Origin of the sequence: Luteimonas flava (assembly GCF_036584485.1) — a bacterium.
GTDB lineage: Bacteria > Pseudomonadota > Gammaproteobacteria > Xanthomonadales > Xanthomonadaceae > Luteimonas > Luteimonas flava.
The window spans coordinates 886,627-901,409 of sequence record NZ_JAZHBM010000003.1 but is presented as its reverse complement, the minus strand read 5'-3'; the positions used below and the strand labels follow the sequence as shown (position 1 = coordinate 901,409).

Here is a 14,783-nt window from a genome sequence, read left to right as displayed (position 1 = left end):
AGGAGGCGGTCGGCGCTCGCCAGAAGCGACTTATGGATGATGACATGAAGCGCCGCCGAGAAGATCGATACCCAAGCCGCCTTGAACGCGCGCCTACCTAGATCATCGACATGCTTGTTTCCGAACTGCCTGTTGGAAGCGGTTGGCGACCTCACTGCGGCACCTCGGGCCTCCGTCAGCCAAGCTCGGCCAGACAGCCGAACTTGCCGGACACCTTGCTGTTGGTGGAAAGTTGTCTGGTCTTACACCCCGAGGAGGCAATCCCGACCGCCTTCGGTCCATTGCGGGGGCTCACGACTGACTGCGCTCCCCCACCTTACGGACCGGCACGGCGATGAAACTGGCGATCATGCAGCCCTACCTGTTTCCATACGCCGGCTATTTTCAACTGGTTGCCTCTGTCGATCGTTTTGTGTTCTACGACGATGTCAACTACATCAAGGGCGGCTGGATCAATCGGAACCGGCTCTACATGTCCGGCGGGGTGCGATGGTTCACCGTGCACCTGCAGGCAGCCAGCGCACATCGAAAGATCAACCAGCTGCATGTGGCGCCAGACCACTTCTGGAGGCGCAAGCTGTTGGCATCCGTCAGCGACGCCTACCGCAAAGCGCCTTATTTCGAACAGGCCTATGCCATGTTGGCCGACGTGATTCATTCCAGTGATACATCGTTGTCAGCGCTTGCCCGTAGCAGTGTGATCGCAGTGGCCCGTTATATCGGTCTGCAAACAGAGTTCGTGGTGTCCACAGAGCGCTATGGCAATGAATATCTGACGGGCGCCGACCGTGTGCTTGACATCTGTTTGCGCGAGGGCGCTGAGGAATATCACAACTTGCCAGGCGGAACGGGGCTGTACGCGGCTGAGAAGTTCGCGACATCCGGGGTTACCTTGCGGTTCGTGCAACCCGCTTTACGGCCCTACAGTCAGTTCAATCGTCCGTTCCAGCCTGGTCTATCGGCGCTGGATCTCCTGATGTTCAATGATCGTCTGTCCGCACGACGACTGATGGGTAAGGCTGTTATCGATGAGCAAGTGGCAGAAATTCTGGGATAGCTATCGCAATGATCATGCGTTGTCCGAGGCTGACCTGTTTATCCAAGTGGGCAAGACGGTGGCGCGGCAGCCGATATCGCGCGTGATGTTCCAGCACATGGTGCAGCGGATCGTGGATTCACTGCAGCTCGGGCAGAATGACCATGTCCTCGATCTGTGCTGTGGCAATGGCTTGATCAGTTTCGAGCTGGCGGCGGTTGCCAAGCAAGTCACCGGCGTGGACTTCGCGCGACATCTGATCAGCGGGGCGCAAGCCTTCAAATCACGCTCCAACATCAGCTACCGGGTAGCCGACGTCACCCTGCCGCTCTCAGAATTGGTTGGTGAAACTGACGGACTGCCCGACAAGCTGCTGATGAACGATGCACTGGCTTACTTCGAGCCCGGCACCTTGGCGGTGATTGTGGACAATGTGTGTGACGCGCTGGATGGAAGAGCATTCCGCTTTCTGCTGACCGGAATTCCCAGCAGTGCGCTTAAATGGAACTTTTACGACACGCCTGAGCGCAAACGCCGTTACCAGGAAAACCTGCAGGCGGGAGACAGCACCAATGACGGGCTGGGACGATGGTGGACGACCGATGAGATCGAAGCGTTGGCTATTTCCCGGGGCCTGTCTGTGCGAGTGGAGGACCAGCCTGAAGGTATTTCGAATTACAGGATGGATGCATTGATCTGGCGGGACTGACTTGTGATCATCTTTTCGACGGTGGGCGGCACCACACGCAAGGTGGCAAAGCGGATCGCAGCGAGGATCGGCGATACGGTATGCGTGGATGCGCAAACTGCGCGGGCGACGCCGCCTGTATCCGATGACCGCTGTGTTGTCCTGCTGTGTCCTGCCTACGGTGATGAAGAACTGGAGGATCATTTCGAGTCGCTGCTGCTGGAGTGGAACTGGTCTGCACTGAGTGGCAACAGCTTCGCTTTCTGCGAGATCGGCATTTACACCGGTTATGAAGACTTTGGTCATGGGCTGGCCAGGATGGTTAGGCAGAAGCTGCATGCCCACGGTCTGCGTGAACTGGTACCGCCACTGTCGGTGGATGCCGTACCGATCAGCGACTGGGCAATGATCGACGCTTGGGCCGACCTGCTTGTGCGGCCTTCCGGGGTGATCGATGAATGACCATGATGTCGTGCGAGCACTGCGCCGACGGGTCGGTTCGGAATTCGATTGCCGGTTCCAAGGTGATGTATGCGTATCGCTCAGCCTTCATGACCCCGACCATCCCTTGGCGGGGGTGATACGCAATCACACCGCTACGGAGAAGCGCGAAATCCTCCGAATGATCGCCAAGCTGCAGGGATTGGAACATTTGAACCTGCGCAAGAACAGGTTGGGTGACCTGCCAGATGACCTGATGGGTCTGTGGCACTTGCGCCATCTCAACTTGGGTAGCTGCGCACTGCGGGTTGTTCCCCAGTTCGTGCTCCACAACCGCTCACTGGAAAACCTGTTTCTCGGGAGCAATCCGATCGAGGCGCTCGACGCACGCCTGTTCGATCTGGAGCGAATGCGCAGTTTGCATTTGCACAAGCTGTTGCTGCGCGCGTTACCCGAGGGCTTGAGCCGACTGCGGTCGCTGGAAGTGATGCATCTGTATCTTTCCGGGCTGAAGGAGATGCCCCCCGAGTTGTTCGAGTGCCGAGACCTCTCCACCGTGAGCTTCGGCTTCAGCCCAATGCGGGTGCTGCCTGATGCGATCAGCAAGTTGCGCAAGCTGAAGTACTTCAGCCTGATCCTGACCAAGGTGGCCTCGCTTCCGGACAGTTTCTGCGAGCTGGGCGAACTGGTAGCAACACGGTTGTACAAGAACAGGATCCAGTCCTTGCCCGAAAAAATCGGCGATTTACGCAATCTTGAGCAGATGACGCTCTACCAGAACAATCTGCGGCAGCTTCCTGCATCGTTCGCCCAGCTTTCCAGACTACGCAAGCTCAACCTCGCCAAGAATGCATTCCAGCAAATGCCTGAAGCCGTGCAGAAACTTCCTGCGCTGGAATGGTTTGCTTTCTTTGACAATCCCGGCACACAGGACGCTCGCAAGCCGCCACGAGTGGAGACTTTGCTGGAACGCCCCTTTGGTGCGAGCCTTGATGCGGGAACTGTCATTCCTGCCGACACAGCTTCTTCCCCTGACTAACCCAAGGCCCGCAGAACATCGCCGGTTGTGATGATCGCCTCGGCCGCGTTGGGGAGGACGATGATTTTCTCCCCGAGCACGCAGGTATGAGGCAAGGCAGACGCTGCCTGCGGGAACAGTCCACGATAGGGCTGCATGCCGTGACAGCCAGGCCAGAAATACTTGCGTGCAAGGATGTTTTCCGCATGAAGGACGTCAATTATGGCGTCCCGGCTGACGGCAAAGCTGGCATCCACTTCCAGCACGATGTAGTGATGGCTGTTGCGTTCGCCGGGGTCATAGTCGAGCAGGGTGATGCCTCCGATCACACCCAGTGCAGCCTTGTAGCCAGCATGATTACGCCGGTTGGCATCGAGCACTGCATCGAAACCCTCCAGGTTGGCCAGCCCCATCGCAGCACAGACCTCGATCATCTTTCCGTTGGTGCCCGGGTGAATGACGTTGTCATACCCCTTGAAGCCGAAGTTGCGCATCAGCCGCATGGCTTCTGCCAGCTCGTCGTCGTTGGTCGTGACGGCGCCGCCTTCCATTGTGTTGAAAGCCTTGGTGGCATGGAAGCTGAAGACCTCGCACGCACCGAAGCTGCCCACGCTCTGCCCCCTGTAGGTGCTGCCGAACGCATGCGCCGCGTCGAACATCAGCTTGAGGCCATGCTCGTCGGCAATGACCTGCAGTTCGTCCACCGGGGCCGCCCGTCCCCACAGGTGCACGCCGATGATTCCGCTGGTGCGCGGAGTGATCATCCGGCGGACTGCAGCTGGATCGAGGTTGTGAGTGGCCGGGTCGATGTCGGCGAATACGGGGGTAATCCCCTGCCAATACAGTGCGTGGGCAGTGGCCACGAAGGTCCACGATGGCACGATGACCTCGCCTTCCAGCCCCAGTGCACGGATGGCAATCTCCAAGGCGATGGTGCCGTTGCACATCGCGATGCAGTGTTTGACGCCGAGATGCGTGGCAATGCGCTGTTCGAAATCCTGCACCATGGGACCGTTGTTGGTCAGCCACTGATTGTCGAGGATCGTTGCCGCCCGGCGCAGGAACCCTTCTCGATCGCCGATGTTCGGACGTCCGACGTGGAGAGGCTCAGCGAATGCCGGCGGCGCTCCGTACAAGGCCAGATCTTGCTGATTTCTGATCCTCTTCATGCGAGATCAGTCACGGCGATAGGTCAGATTGGTGATCTGTTCGCTGATGAGACCGATCAGGAAAATGATGACGCTCGCACTGAAGAGCAGCGTACTCATGTTGGTAAAGCGCCCCATGGTGGAAAACGTGTAGGCGTAGTAACCGAGCCCCGCCCCAAAAAACACCAACGTAGTTGGCAAAAACAGTTTCAAGGGTGAGTACAGGGTTGCGATCTTGAAGATGATCAGCAGAAATCGGATGCCATCGCGCATTGGCCGGATGTGGCTGGTACCAATGCGCTGCGCCACCGGGATCGGCACGTAGGCCACCGGATAGGCACTGCGGAAGAACGCCATCGTCGAAGTCGTGGGATATGAAAACCCGTTGGGCAACAAGTGCAGGAACTCGCGGAACTTCGAGGCGCGTACCGCGCGAAAGCCAGAAGTGAGATCGGCGATGCGATGCCCGGTCATCCAACTGGCGAGCCGGTTGTAGAAGTCGTTCGCCAGGCCACGGCCCCGATTTGCCTGGCCAGAGGCGTCGCGCGCGCCCACTACCATGTCGAAACCGGCACCCAGCGGTGCGAGCAGCGCGGCGATGTGCGCCGGATCGTGCTGGCCGTCAGCGTCCATAAAAACGATCACCTCGCCCGTGGCTGCCCGCGCGCCCCGCTTGATGGCAGCGCCGTTGCCCATCGAATATGGGGCGCTCACCACGCGCACCCCTGCTTCCCGCGCGACCGCAGCAGTGGCATCGGTGGAGCCGTCGTCCGACACGATCACCTCCGCCTCCGGAAACAGCGTGATCAACGCCGGCAGCGTCCGCCGAAGACCATCGGCTTCGTTCTTTGCTGGCAGTACGACCGATATCCGCATGCACGCTCCCCAAGTCCCAGCGCGAGGGTACCGCGCGTTCGCCGGGCCGGAAAGCGGACCTCGCCGCGGGATGATGGAAACGCCCTCCATCCGGCCTGCCTTGCAGTAAAGTTGCGCGCAGGCACTCGGGAAACAAGACCATGAACGCAGTCACCACGCCCAATCTGGTCGGCATCACCGGCATCGCGAGGCGGCTTGTTCTCGATGGCGCCCTGGATGAGACCTCTGCCCGAGAAGCGCTTGAGAAGGCCACCGCGACTCGCAAGCAGATCGCCACGTATCTGCGCGAGCACAAGCTGGTCAGCGCAGCCCAGATGGCGGCCGCACAGTCGGTGGAGTTCGGCATGCCGATCCTCGACGTCTCGGCCGTGGACTCGCAGTCCACAGCGGTCAAGCTGGTCAACGAGGAACTGCTGCAGAAGCACATGGTGCTGCCGCTGTTCAAGCGCGGTGCCCGCTTGTTCGTCGGCATCTCCGACCCTACGAATACGCCGGCGCTCGACGAGATCAAGTTCCACACCAACCTGACGGTCGAACCGATTCTGGTCGACGAAGAGAGTATCCGGAGAACCCTGGAGATCTGGCTGCAGTCCTCCGACAGCTTCGGCGAGGAGCTGGACGGCGCCGACGGTCTTGATGCCTTGGACACCGGGGGCGATGACGACCCCAGCAAGATGGACAATGTCGTCGACGGCAAGGACGACACGCCGATCGTCAAATTCGTCAACAAGGTGCTGGTGGACGCGATCAAGCGCGGCGCCTCCGACATCCACTTCGAGCCTTACGAGACCGATTACCGGGTGCGTTTGCGCATCGACGGCATCCTGAAGCAGGTCGCCAAGATGCCGGTCAAGCTCAACGGCCGAATCACCGCGCGCTTGAAAGTCATGGCGCAGCTGGACATCGCCGAGAAGCGGATTCCACAGGACGGCCGCATCAAGCTGAATCTGTCCAAGACCAAACAGATCGACTTTCGCGTCAGCACCCTGCCGACACTGTTCGGCGAAAAGGTGGTGCTGCGCATCCTCGATGCCAGCGCCGCCAAGCTGGGTATCGACAAGCTGGGCTACGAGCCGGACCAGCAGAAGCTGTTTCTCGACGCCATCCACAAGCCCTACGGCATGGTGCTGGTGACCGGCCCGACCGGCTCGGGCAAGACCGTATCCCTGTACACCGCGCTGGGTATCCTCAACGACGAGACCCGCAACATCTCGACGGCCGAGGATCCGGTGGAAATCCGCCTGCCGGGCGTGAATCAGGTCCAGCAGAACAACAAGCGCGGCATGACCTTCGCGGCGGCGCTGCGCTCGTTTCTGCGACAGGACCCGGACATCATCATGGTCGGCGAAATCCGCGACCTGGAAACGGCCGAGATCGCGATCAAGGCTGCGCAGACCGGTCATATGGTGCTGTCCACCCTGCACACCAACGATGCGCCCCAGACCATCGCGCGTCTGATGAACATGGGCATCGCGCCTTACAACATCACTTCGTCGGTGACGCTGGTCATCGCTCAGCGCCTGGCGCGGCGGCTGTGCTCCAAATGCAAGCGGCGGGTCGACCTGCCGGACCACGCCCTGCTGGCCGAGGGCTATTCGGAAGACCATGTCCGGGCCGGCATCGAACTCTACGAGGCGGTGGGCTGCGAGGAATGCACCAATGGATACAAGGGACGAGTCGGTGTGTATCAGGTCATGCCGATGAGCGAGCAGATCCAGGAGATCATCCTTCAGGGCGGCAATGCGCTGCAGATCGCCGAGGTCGCGGAACGCGCTGGTGTCAACGACCTCCGGAAATCGGCGCTCGAGAAGGCGCGACAGGGCCTGACGAGTCTGGCGGAGATCAACCGGGTGACGAAGGACTGATCACCTGCGGTCGTGGCACGCATGATGCATGCCCCCCCCCCCAGAACCGCACTCCCAGCCTGGTCGCTCTCAATCCTGACCCGCGCCTCATTTCTAAGTCCCGACCGACACTTTTTCTGGCAACCGGCTAACATGCGGCCGTAGTCCGGCTGGGGAAGGCCGGCCCTTGGGGGAACACCCGGATGTCCATCAGTCGAACTGCAGCCCGCAAGACCGTCGCCAAACCGGCGCAACCCGTCCGGCTGGGCGTGGAACTGGACACCTTCATCTGGGAGGGCACCGACAAGCGCGGTGTCAAGATGAAAGGCGAGCAGCAGTCCAAGAACGTCAACATGCTGCGGGCCGAGCTACGGCGTCAGGGCATCCAGCCCGGCGTCATCAAGGCGAAGTCCAAGCCTCTGTTTGGTGCGGCCGGCAAGAAGATCTCGGCCAAGGACATCTCGGTCTTCAGTCGACAGTTCGCGACGATGATCAAGTCTGGCGTGCCAGTGGTGCAGGCTCTGGAAATTGTCGGCAACGGCAACAAGAATCCGCGCATGGCGAAGCTGCTGAACACGATGCGCATCGACATCGAGGGCGGCTCATCGATCAATGAGGCGCTGGCGAAACATCCGGTGCAGTTCGACGAGCTCTATCAGAATCTGGTGCGTGCTGGCGAGTCGGCGGGTGTACTCGAAACAGTGCTCGATACGATCGCGACTTACAAAGAAAACACCGAGAAACTGAAGGGAAAGATCAAGAAGGCGCTGTTCTATCCGATTGCGGTGATCGCGGTTGCGATCATCGTCAGTGCGATTCTTCTGATCTTCGTGGTCCCGCAGTTCGAATCGGTATTCAAGGACTTCGGCGCCGAACTGCCTGCTTTCACCCAGATGATCGTGTCAGCGAGTCGCTTCATGGTGGCCTGGTGGTGGATCGTGCTGCTTGCTCTCGCCGGCAGCATCGCCGGCTTCATGTTCCTCTACAAGCGTTCCGTCCCGCTGCAGCACGGGATCGATCGTCTTCTGCTCAAGATTCCGGTGATCGGGCAGCTGCTGCACAATGCGGCGATTGCTCGCTTCGCGCGCACGCTCGCCACGACGTTCAAGGCGGGTGTGCCCCTGGTCGAGGCGCTCGAGATCGTCGCGGGCGCTACGGGCAATACGGTCTACGAAAAGGCCGTGCTTCGCATGCGCGACGACGTATCCGTTGGTTACCAGGTCAATATGGCCATGAAACAGGTCAACCTGTTTCCGCACATGGTGGTGCAGATGACGGCAATCGGTGAGGAAGCCGGCGCGCTCGACACCATGTTGTTCAAGGTCGCCGAGTTCTACGAGGAAGAAGTGAACAACGCGGTCGATGCACTCAGCAGCCTCCTGGAACCGATGATCATGGTCTTCATTGGCGGGCTCGTCGGCGGCATGGTCATCGGCATGTACCTCCCGATCTTCAAGTTGGCAGCAGTGGTCTGATGTGTGCAGTGAGCTGGTGATTGCATAGATGGCGTTCCTCGACCAGAACCCCGCACTGGGCTTCCCACTGGCGGCCGGCTTCGGCCTGCTGGTCGGCAGCTTCCTCAATGTCGTGATCCTGCGCCTGCCACGGCGCATGGAATGGCAGTGGAAGCGTGACTCGCGGGAGATGCTGGGGGAGCCGGAGCTGTACGATCCGCCGCCGCCGGGGATCGTCGTCGAGCGGTCGCACTGCCCGCATTGCGGCCATCAGCTGTCGTGGTACGAGAACATTCCCGTCGTGAGCTGGCTGGCGCTGCGTGGCAAGTGCCGCAGCTGCAAGGCGCCGATTTCGGCGCAGTATCCGGCGGTCGAACTGTTGACGATGCTGCTGTTCGTGGCCTGCGTTTGGCGCTTCGGATTCGGCTGGCAGGGGTTCGGTGCACTGGTGTTGACCGGGTTCCTGGTCGCGGCGTCCGGTATCGACGTGCGGACGCAGCTGCTGCCCGACTCGCTCACCTTGCCGCTGATGTGGCTGGGACTGATCGCGAGTCTCGACAACCTCTACATGCCCGCGAAACCGGCCCTTCTAGGCGCGGTGGTGGGCTACGCGAGCCTGTGGACGGTGTGGTGGCTGTTCAAGCAGGCGACCGGCAAGGAAGGCATGGGGCACGGCGACTTCAAGTTGCTGGCCGCGCTCGGTGCTTGGTGCGGGTTGAGCGGGCTGCTGCCGATCATCCTGCTGTCGGCCGTGGCCGGCGCGATCATCGGGTCGATCATGCTCGCCGTGCAGGGGCGTGACCGGTCGACGCCGATCCCGTTCGGGCCGTATCTGGCCATCGCGGGCTGGGTGACCTTCATGTGGGGTCACGATCTGGTCGACAGCTACAAGCAATTCGCCGGCCTCGGCTGACCGCAGCGTCGCGATGAGCGCGTTGATCATCGGCCTGACCGGCGGGATCGCCTCGGGCAAGACCGCAGCGACCCAGGCGTTCGAGCGACGCGGCATCGTGGTCGCGGATGCAGACCTCGCGGCGCGCGAGGCCGTCGCGCCGGGCAGTCCGGGACTGGCGGCGGTCGTCGATGCGTTCGGGGCGGAGGCGCTCGCAGAGGACGGCGGTCTGGATCGCGCCGCGATGCGGCGCCGGATCTTCGAGAATCCGCAGGCCCGTCTGCGACTCGAAGCCATCATCCATCCGCGTGTGCGCGCTGCGTTGCGGGCCGCTTGCGAGGCGGCACCCGGGCCCTATGCGGTGGCGGCGATTCCGTTGCTGACCGAAGGCGGCCGCGCGGCCTATCCGTGGTTGCATCGGGTGCTGGTGATCGACGTGCCGCGCGATCTGCAGCTGTCCCGCCTGCTCGCACGCGACGGGATCGACGAGATTCTCGCCGAGCGGATGGTCGCTGCGCAGGCCTCGCGCGAGGCGCGCTTGGCGGTTGCGGACGACGTGATCGTCAACGACGGCACGCTCGAGGCGCTGGGTGCTGCGGTGGGTGTGCTGGACAGGAAGTATCGCGCGATGGCGGCGTCGGGCTCCTAAGCGGCAAGGAGTCGCTCTGCAGCGTGCGCGTCAGCGAGGCCCGTCGACGACCGTCGAATAGGATGGAGCGAGGCACAAAACCCATCGTTCGCCTGGACGCCATACGTCACGCGACATCGCGGCCCTGGCCGCCCACGCTGACCGCGCGGCAACGGGTCGAGCGCTGGAACGCGTTCTCTCCGGCAGGCAGACGTGGGTCTCCGCGCCATTCGCTTTCGACGACGGCTGCCGATGCGATCCTCCCTCGCTCCATGATGCAAACCGGGGCCCGGTCAGGCTGGAAAAGCGGGTGCCACCTCGATCGTGCAGGCCGTATCGCGAGCATCCGCCCTCACTCCAACCCCGCTCCCGGAGGGAGACGGGCTCTGCAGCACTGCTTCGGCCATCGATGCGTGTCGCCTGCGCATCGCGCAGCGCGCGTCGATGACTGCCATCACCACGCAGTGTTCGCCCGCAGGCTCGTAAAGCGTGCAGGCAACTGCCGAACTCGGGCTTTTGCGGAGTTACTCGCGTGGCGAGATGGACTGAACCCGAACGCTCTTCCGGTATGCGGTCAGACGCTCGCATCGTCTGTATCGGGCGAGCGCGATGGGTTTCGCTTCGCTCTACCAATCCTACGAATGCTCGCGCAGCGCGCCATGCGCTCAGCCGGGCGACCACAGGCTCCGGATCGCGGCGATGCCCTGGGCGCCGTGGCGGCGGGCTTCGGGGATGTCGTCGGGACTCATGCCGCCGATGGCGTAGATCGGCAACGCCGTGGTCTCGCGCAGGTGGGCGAAGGCGGTCCAGCCGATGCCGGGTGCGCCGGGATGACTGGCGGTCTCGGCGACAGGACCGAGGACGACGAAATCGCAGCCCAGGCGGGCGGCGTGCGAGAGGTCGTCAGCCGTGTGGCAGGACGCTGCCAGCGGCGTGCCTTCCGGGACCGGGCGCTCGGCGAGTGTCTGGAGAACGGATGCCTTCAGATGGACGCCAACACCCGCCGCCAGCGCAGCTTCGACGGGACCGTTGAACAGGAGTTGCGCGTCACGTCTCCGGCAGCGGACGGCTGCCTGCTGCAGGAGCGCGTGCTGGCGCGCGTCCGCGATGCCCGGCAGGCGCAACTGGATGCGCCGGATACCGCGCCGGAGGGCGTCATCGAGCGCCTGCAGCCAGGGCGCGTCCGCGTCGCCCGGGGGCGGTGTCACGAGGTAACGGTCGGGGGTCTGCAGCGCGGCGACGACGGGGAGATCTGCCGGCGGCATCGAGTAGCGGCCAAGCTTCTCGGGCGCGACCCAGGCCAGCGCCTGCCCTTCGCGCCCCTTGGGCACGCCGTCCCAGTGGGTGACGTGACGGACGTCGAGCCGCAGGCGCTTGGTCGGATACCGCTGCGGCACCGCCATCAGCGGCGGGCCGACGGTGACGCGAATGCCCAGCTCTTCGTCGAGCTCACGGATCAGGGCGGCCTCGGGCGTTTCGCCGGCTTCGCGCTTGCCGCCTGGAAACTCCCAGAGACCCGGCATGTCGCGATTGGGCGTGCGGCGCGACAGCAGGATCCGGCCGCGCTTGTCGGTGATGACGCCGGCGACGACCTCGATGACGCGTTCGCTCATGCCGCTCGGAAGTTCGGAGAGGGCGGTCAGGTTAGGCGGGGTGCGGGCGGTTTGCCAGCCATCGCGATGGTCAGGCTCGCATCCGATGCGATGGTCGGTCCCCGGCGCCCTGAGTTCCAGGCAAGACCGGCTTGCAGGGCTCCATGGGCGCCTTGCCCGCAGCCGACGAGCGGTCCGCGTCGACCTTGGCTCAAGTCTCTCCCGGAGGGAGAGCTGCCGAGAACCACTGCCCGGAACTCAGCTCAACTGCCCGTGGCAGTGCTTGAACTTCTTGCCGCTGCCGCACGGGCACGGATCATTGCGGCCGACCTTGTCGCCGTCGCGGACGATCGGCGCCTGCGCGCCCTGCGACGCGGCGGCGGCGCGCACGTCTTCCGCTTCTTCGTCGGCGCCGTAGCCGCCGGCGTCGGCGTGCTGGAACTGGGCCTGGTTGAGCTTGGCTTCGACCTGGCGACGCTCTTCGGCTTCCAGCGCGGCGATCTCGTCCTCGCTGCGCACGCGTACGCGCGCCAGCATCGTCACGACGTCGTGCTTGACCTTGTCCAGCATCTCGGAGAACAGCTCGAAGGCTTCGCGCTTGTACTCCTGCTTCGGCTGCTTCTGCGCGTAGCCGCGCAGGTGGATGCCCTGGCGCAGGTAGTCCATGCGGCCCAGGTGCTCCTTCCAGCCCTGGTCGAGCACGTTGAGCATGATGTGCTTCTCGAGCATGCGCATCGTCTCGTCACCGAGCGAGGCTTCCTTCTCGGCGAACAGGCGGTCGACTTCCTTCTGCACGTGCTCGGCGATCTGCTCGGAATCGAGCTCCTCGCTGGTCTTGGCCATCTCGGTCAGCGGCAGACGCACGCTGAACTCGCGGTCGATCTCCGATTCCAGGCCCGGCAGGTCCCACTGTTCATCGATCGACTGCGGCGGCACGTAGCGGCCGACGATGCCGGCGACCACATCGGCGCGGATGCCGTCGACGTTCTCCTGGATGCTTTCGGCATCCAGCAGTTCGTCGCGCTGGCCGTAGATGACCTTGCGCTGGTCGTTGTTGACGTCGTCGAAGTCGAGCAGGTTCTTGCGGATGTCGAAGTTGTGCGCCTCGACCTTGCGCTGCGCGTTCGCGATCTGCTTGGTGACCAGCGGCGATTCGATGATGTCGTCTTCCTGCAGGCCCATGCGCGCCATGACCTTCTGCACCCAGTCGGCGGCGAAGATGCGCATCAGGTTGTCTTCGAGCGACAGGTAGAAGCGGCTCGAACCCGGGTCACCCTGACGGCCGGAACGGCCGCGCAGCTGGTTGTCGATGCGGCGCGATTCGTGGCGCTCGGTACCGATGATGTGCAGGCCGCCTGCCGCCTTGACCGCGTCGTGGCGCACCTGCCACTCGCTGCGCAGCTTCGCCTTCGTCGCGTCGTCGACCGGCACGCCGGTCTCGGCTTCCAGCGTCGCCAGTTCGGTTTCGAGCGAACCACCGAGCACGATGTCGGTACCGCGGCCCGCCATGTTGGTGGCGATGGTCACTGCGCCCGGACGACCGGCCTGCGCGATGATCGTCGCCTCGCGCTCGTGCTGCTTGGCGTTGAGCACCTCGTGGTGGATGCCTTCCTTGCGCAGATGCTCGGACAGCAGTTCCGACACCTCGATCGACGTCGTACCGACGAGCACCGGCTGGCCACGCTCGTTCGCGGCCTGGATCTCGCGCGCGACCGCGCGGTACTTGCCGGCACGGTTGAGGAACACCGCATCGGGCGCGTCCTTGCGGATCATCGGGCGATGCGTCGGGATCACCACGACTTCGAGCGAATAGATGCTTTCGAATTCGAACGCTTCGGTATCCGCGGTACCGGTCATGCCCGACAGCTTGCCGTACATGCGGAACAGGTTCTGGAACGTGATGCTGGCGAGCGTCTGGTTCTCGCGCTGTACCGGCACGCCTTCCTTCGCTTCCACCGCCTGGTGCAGGCCGTCGGACCAGCGGCGGCCCGGCAGCGTACGGCCGGTGAACTCGTCGACGATGATGACTTCGCCGTCCCGGATGATGTAGTGGTCGTCGCGCTGGTAGATCGCATGCGCGCGCAGGCCGGCATTGAGGTGATGCACGACGTGGATGTTCTGTGGCGCGTACAGGCTGTCGTCTTCGCCCAGGATGCCGGCCTTGCGCAGCAGTTCTTCCGCGTGTTCCTGGCCGGCTTCGGACAGGTGGACCTGCTTGGCCTTTTCATCGACCCAGAAGTCGCCGTCGCCGTCCTCGGCTTCCTGGCGGACCAGCGACGGGACGATGCGGTTGACCTTGATGTAGAGCTCCGGCGAATCATCGGCCGGGCCGGAGATGATCAGCGGCGTGCGTGCTTCGTCGATCAGGATCGAGTCGACCTCGTCGATGATCGCGTAGTTGAGACCGCGCTGGTACCGGTCCGCCTTCGACAGCGCCATGTTGTCGCGCAGGTAGTCGAAGCCGAACTCGTTGTTGGTGCCGTAGGTGATATCGGCGCGGTAGGCATCGCGCTTGGCTTCGCCGTGCGGCATGCCGGGCCAGATCACACCGACGGTGAGCCCCAGCCAGTTGTAGAGCTTGCCCATCTGCGCGGCGTCGCGACGCGCCAGATAGTCGTTGACCGTGATGACGTGGACGCCCTTGCCCTCGAGCGCATTGAGGTAGGTCGGCAGCGTGCCGACGAGGGTCTTGCCCTCACCGGTGCGCATCTCGGCGATCTTGCCCATGTGCAGCACCATGCCGCCGATCAGCTGCACGTCGTAGGGCCGCATGCCCAGCACGCGCTTGCTGGCCTCGCGGCAGACCGCGAAGGCTTCGGGCAGGATCTTGTCGAGCGTTTCGCCCTTGGCGACGCGGTCCTTGAACTCGGGGGTCTTGGCCTGCAGTTCGGCGTCCGACAGCGCCTCCATCTGCGGCTCGAGCGCGTTGATCTTCACAACGATCTTCTCGAGCTGTTTGACGAAACGGTCGTTGCGGCTACCGAAGACGCTGGTGAGCAGGCGATTGAGCATTGGAAGTCCGGGTTCTGGAGACGGAACGCGGCCCGGGGCGGTTTCCCCCGAATCCGCAAACAAGAAAAAGGGCGCTTGGCGCCCCTCGATGGCAACACGCATTGTAGCTTGGGGAGCGCAGCGGCGTTTTCAAGCGACTCGCCGCTCGTGCGCG

Annotated in this window: 12 protein-coding genes; 8 read left to right on the top strand and 4 right to left on the bottom strand. The window is 63.1% G+C overall.

Annotated features, from left to right (window positions below; all coding sequences use genetic code 11):
* The first annotated feature begins 334 nt into the window (after nt 1-334).
* Genes V3391_RS16530 through V3391_RS16515 form a run of 4 tightly spaced genes read left to right on the top strand, consistent with a single transcriptional unit; the run spans nt 335 to nt 3,204 of the window.
* Entirely contained in the window at nt 335-1,057 is a 723-nt protein-coding gene (locus tag V3391_RS16530) for a WbqC family protein (RefSeq protein ID WP_332079522.1), read from the top strand.
* A complete protein-coding gene (locus tag V3391_RS16525) occupies nt 1,029-1,745 on the top strand; it encodes a class I SAM-dependent methyltransferase (protein ID WP_332079521.1) in 717 nt (238 codons plus the stop codon). The genes V3391_RS16530 and V3391_RS16525 overlap by 29 nt, the downstream gene beginning before the upstream one ends.
* 3 nt (nt 1,746-1,748) lie before the next feature.
* Complete coding sequence (locus tag V3391_RS16520; protein ID WP_332079520.1) at nt 1,749-2,186, top strand: flavodoxin family protein; 438 nt, start codon at nt 1,749-1,751, stop codon at nt 2,184-2,186.
* On the top strand, nt 2,179-3,204 hold the full coding sequence (locus V3391_RS16515; RefSeq protein ID WP_332079519.1) for a leucine-rich repeat domain-containing protein: 1,026 nt from the start codon (nt 2,179-2,181) through the stop codon (nt 3,202-3,204). Before V3391_RS16520 ends, V3391_RS16515 begins: the two co-directional genes overlap by 8 nt.
* Here V3391_RS16515 and V3391_RS16510 read toward each other — a convergent pair.
* A complete protein-coding gene (locus V3391_RS16510; RefSeq protein ID WP_332079518.1) occupies nt 3,201-4,352 on the bottom strand; it encodes a DegT/DnrJ/EryC1/StrS family aminotransferase in 1,152 nt (383 codons plus the stop codon). The two genes, V3391_RS16515 and V3391_RS16510, sit on opposite strands and share 4 nt — an antisense overlap.
* Before the next feature lie 6 nt (nt 4,353-4,358).
* The gene (locus V3391_RS16505; protein ID WP_332079517.1) at nt 4,359-5,207 is read right to left on the bottom strand and encodes a glycosyltransferase family 2 protein; all 849 of its coding nucleotides are present in this window, start codon (nt 5,205-5,207) and stop codon (nt 4,359-4,361) included.
* 140 nt (nt 5,208-5,347) lie between these two features.
* Here V3391_RS16505 and pilB point away from each other — a divergent pair, with 140 nt between their 5' ends.
* From pilB to coaE, 4 genes are all read left to right on the top strand, one after another.
* Nucleotides 5,348-7,072 carry a type IV-A pilus assembly ATPase PilB gene (gene pilB, locus V3391_RS16500; RefSeq protein ID WP_332079516.1) on the top strand — a complete coding sequence of 575 codons (1,725 nt, stop codon included), beginning with the start codon at nt 5,348-5,350 and terminating at the stop codon, nt 7,070-7,072.
* Between the two features lie 182 nt (nt 7,073-7,254).
* The gene (locus V3391_RS16495) at nt 7,255-8,526 is read left to right on the top strand and encodes a type II secretion system F family protein (protein WP_332079515.1); all 1,272 of its coding nucleotides are present in this window, start codon (nt 7,255-7,257) and stop codon (nt 8,524-8,526) included.
* Between the two features lie 28 nt (nt 8,527-8,554).
* Nucleotides 8,555-9,418: a prepilin peptidase gene (locus V3391_RS16490; RefSeq protein ID WP_332079514.1), complete on the top strand. Its 864-nt coding sequence runs from the start codon at nt 8,555-8,557 to the stop codon at nt 9,416-9,418.
* 13 nt (nt 9,419-9,431) lie between these two features.
* Nucleotides 9,432-10,046, top strand: coding sequence for a dephospho-CoA kinase (gene coaE / locus V3391_RS16485; protein WP_332079513.1), 615 nt, complete (start codon nt 9,432-9,434; stop codon nt 10,044-10,046).
* A 644-nt stretch (nt 10,047-10,690) separates the two neighbouring features.
* On the opposite strand, the gene V3391_RS16480 is transcribed toward coaE, so the two are convergent.
* Together V3391_RS16480 and secA are read right to left on the bottom strand one after the other, a co-directional pair.
* Nucleotides 10,691-11,638 carry a Nudix family hydrolase gene (locus tag V3391_RS16480; RefSeq protein ID WP_332079512.1) on the bottom strand — a complete coding sequence of 316 codons (948 nt, stop codon included), beginning with the start codon at nt 11,636-11,638 and terminating at the stop codon, nt 10,691-10,693.
* A 237-nt stretch (nt 11,639-11,875) separates the two neighbouring features.
* Nucleotides 11,876-14,629 (bottom strand): preprotein translocase subunit SecA, encoded by a 2,754-nt coding sequence (gene secA / locus V3391_RS16475; RefSeq protein ID WP_332079511.1) that lies wholly within the window; start codon nt 14,627-14,629, stop codon nt 11,876-11,878.
* Nucleotides 14,630-14,783: the final 154 nt, after the last annotated feature.

Bases quoted from the DNA above. Each gene is read 5' to 3' on its own strand.
- V3391_RS16480 (WP_332079512.1), bottom strand. From the start codon at position 11,638: ATGAGCGAACGCGTCATCGAGGTCGTCGCCGGCGTCATCACCGACAAG.
- V3391_RS16505 (WP_332079517.1), bottom strand. From the start codon at position 5,207: ATGCGGATATCGGTCGTACTGCCAGCAAAGAACGAAGCCGATGGTCTT.
- V3391_RS16525 (WP_332079521.1), top strand. From the start codon at position 1,029: ATGAGCAAGTGGCAGAAATTCTGGGATAGCTATCGCAATGATCATGCG.
- V3391_RS16515 (WP_332079519.1), top strand. From the start codon at position 2,179: ATGAATGACCATGATGTCGTGCGAGCACTGCGCCGACGGGTCGGTTCG.
- coaE (WP_332079513.1), top strand. From the start codon at position 9,432: ATGAGCGCGTTGATCATCGGCCTGACCGGCGGGATCGCCTCGGGCAAG.
- secA (WP_332079511.1), bottom strand. From the start codon at position 14,629: ATGCTCAATCGCCTGCTCACCAGCGTCTTCGGTAGCCGCAACGACCGT.
- V3391_RS16495 (WP_332079515.1), top strand. From the start codon at position 7,255: ATGTCCATCAGTCGAACTGCAGCCCGCAAGACCGTCGCCAAACCGGCG.
- V3391_RS16530 (WP_332079522.1), top strand. From the start codon at position 335: ATGAAACTGGCGATCATGCAGCCCTACCTGTTTCCATACGCCGGCTAT.
- V3391_RS16490 (WP_332079514.1), top strand. From the start codon at position 8,555: ATGGCGTTCCTCGACCAGAACCCCGCACTGGGCTTCCCACTGGCGGCC.
- V3391_RS16510 (WP_332079518.1), bottom strand. From the start codon at position 4,352: ATGAAGAGGATCAGAAATCAGCAAGATCTGGCCTTGTACGGAGCGCCG.
- pilB (WP_332079516.1), top strand. From the start codon at position 5,348: ATGAACGCAGTCACCACGCCCAATCTGGTCGGCATCACCGGCATCGCG.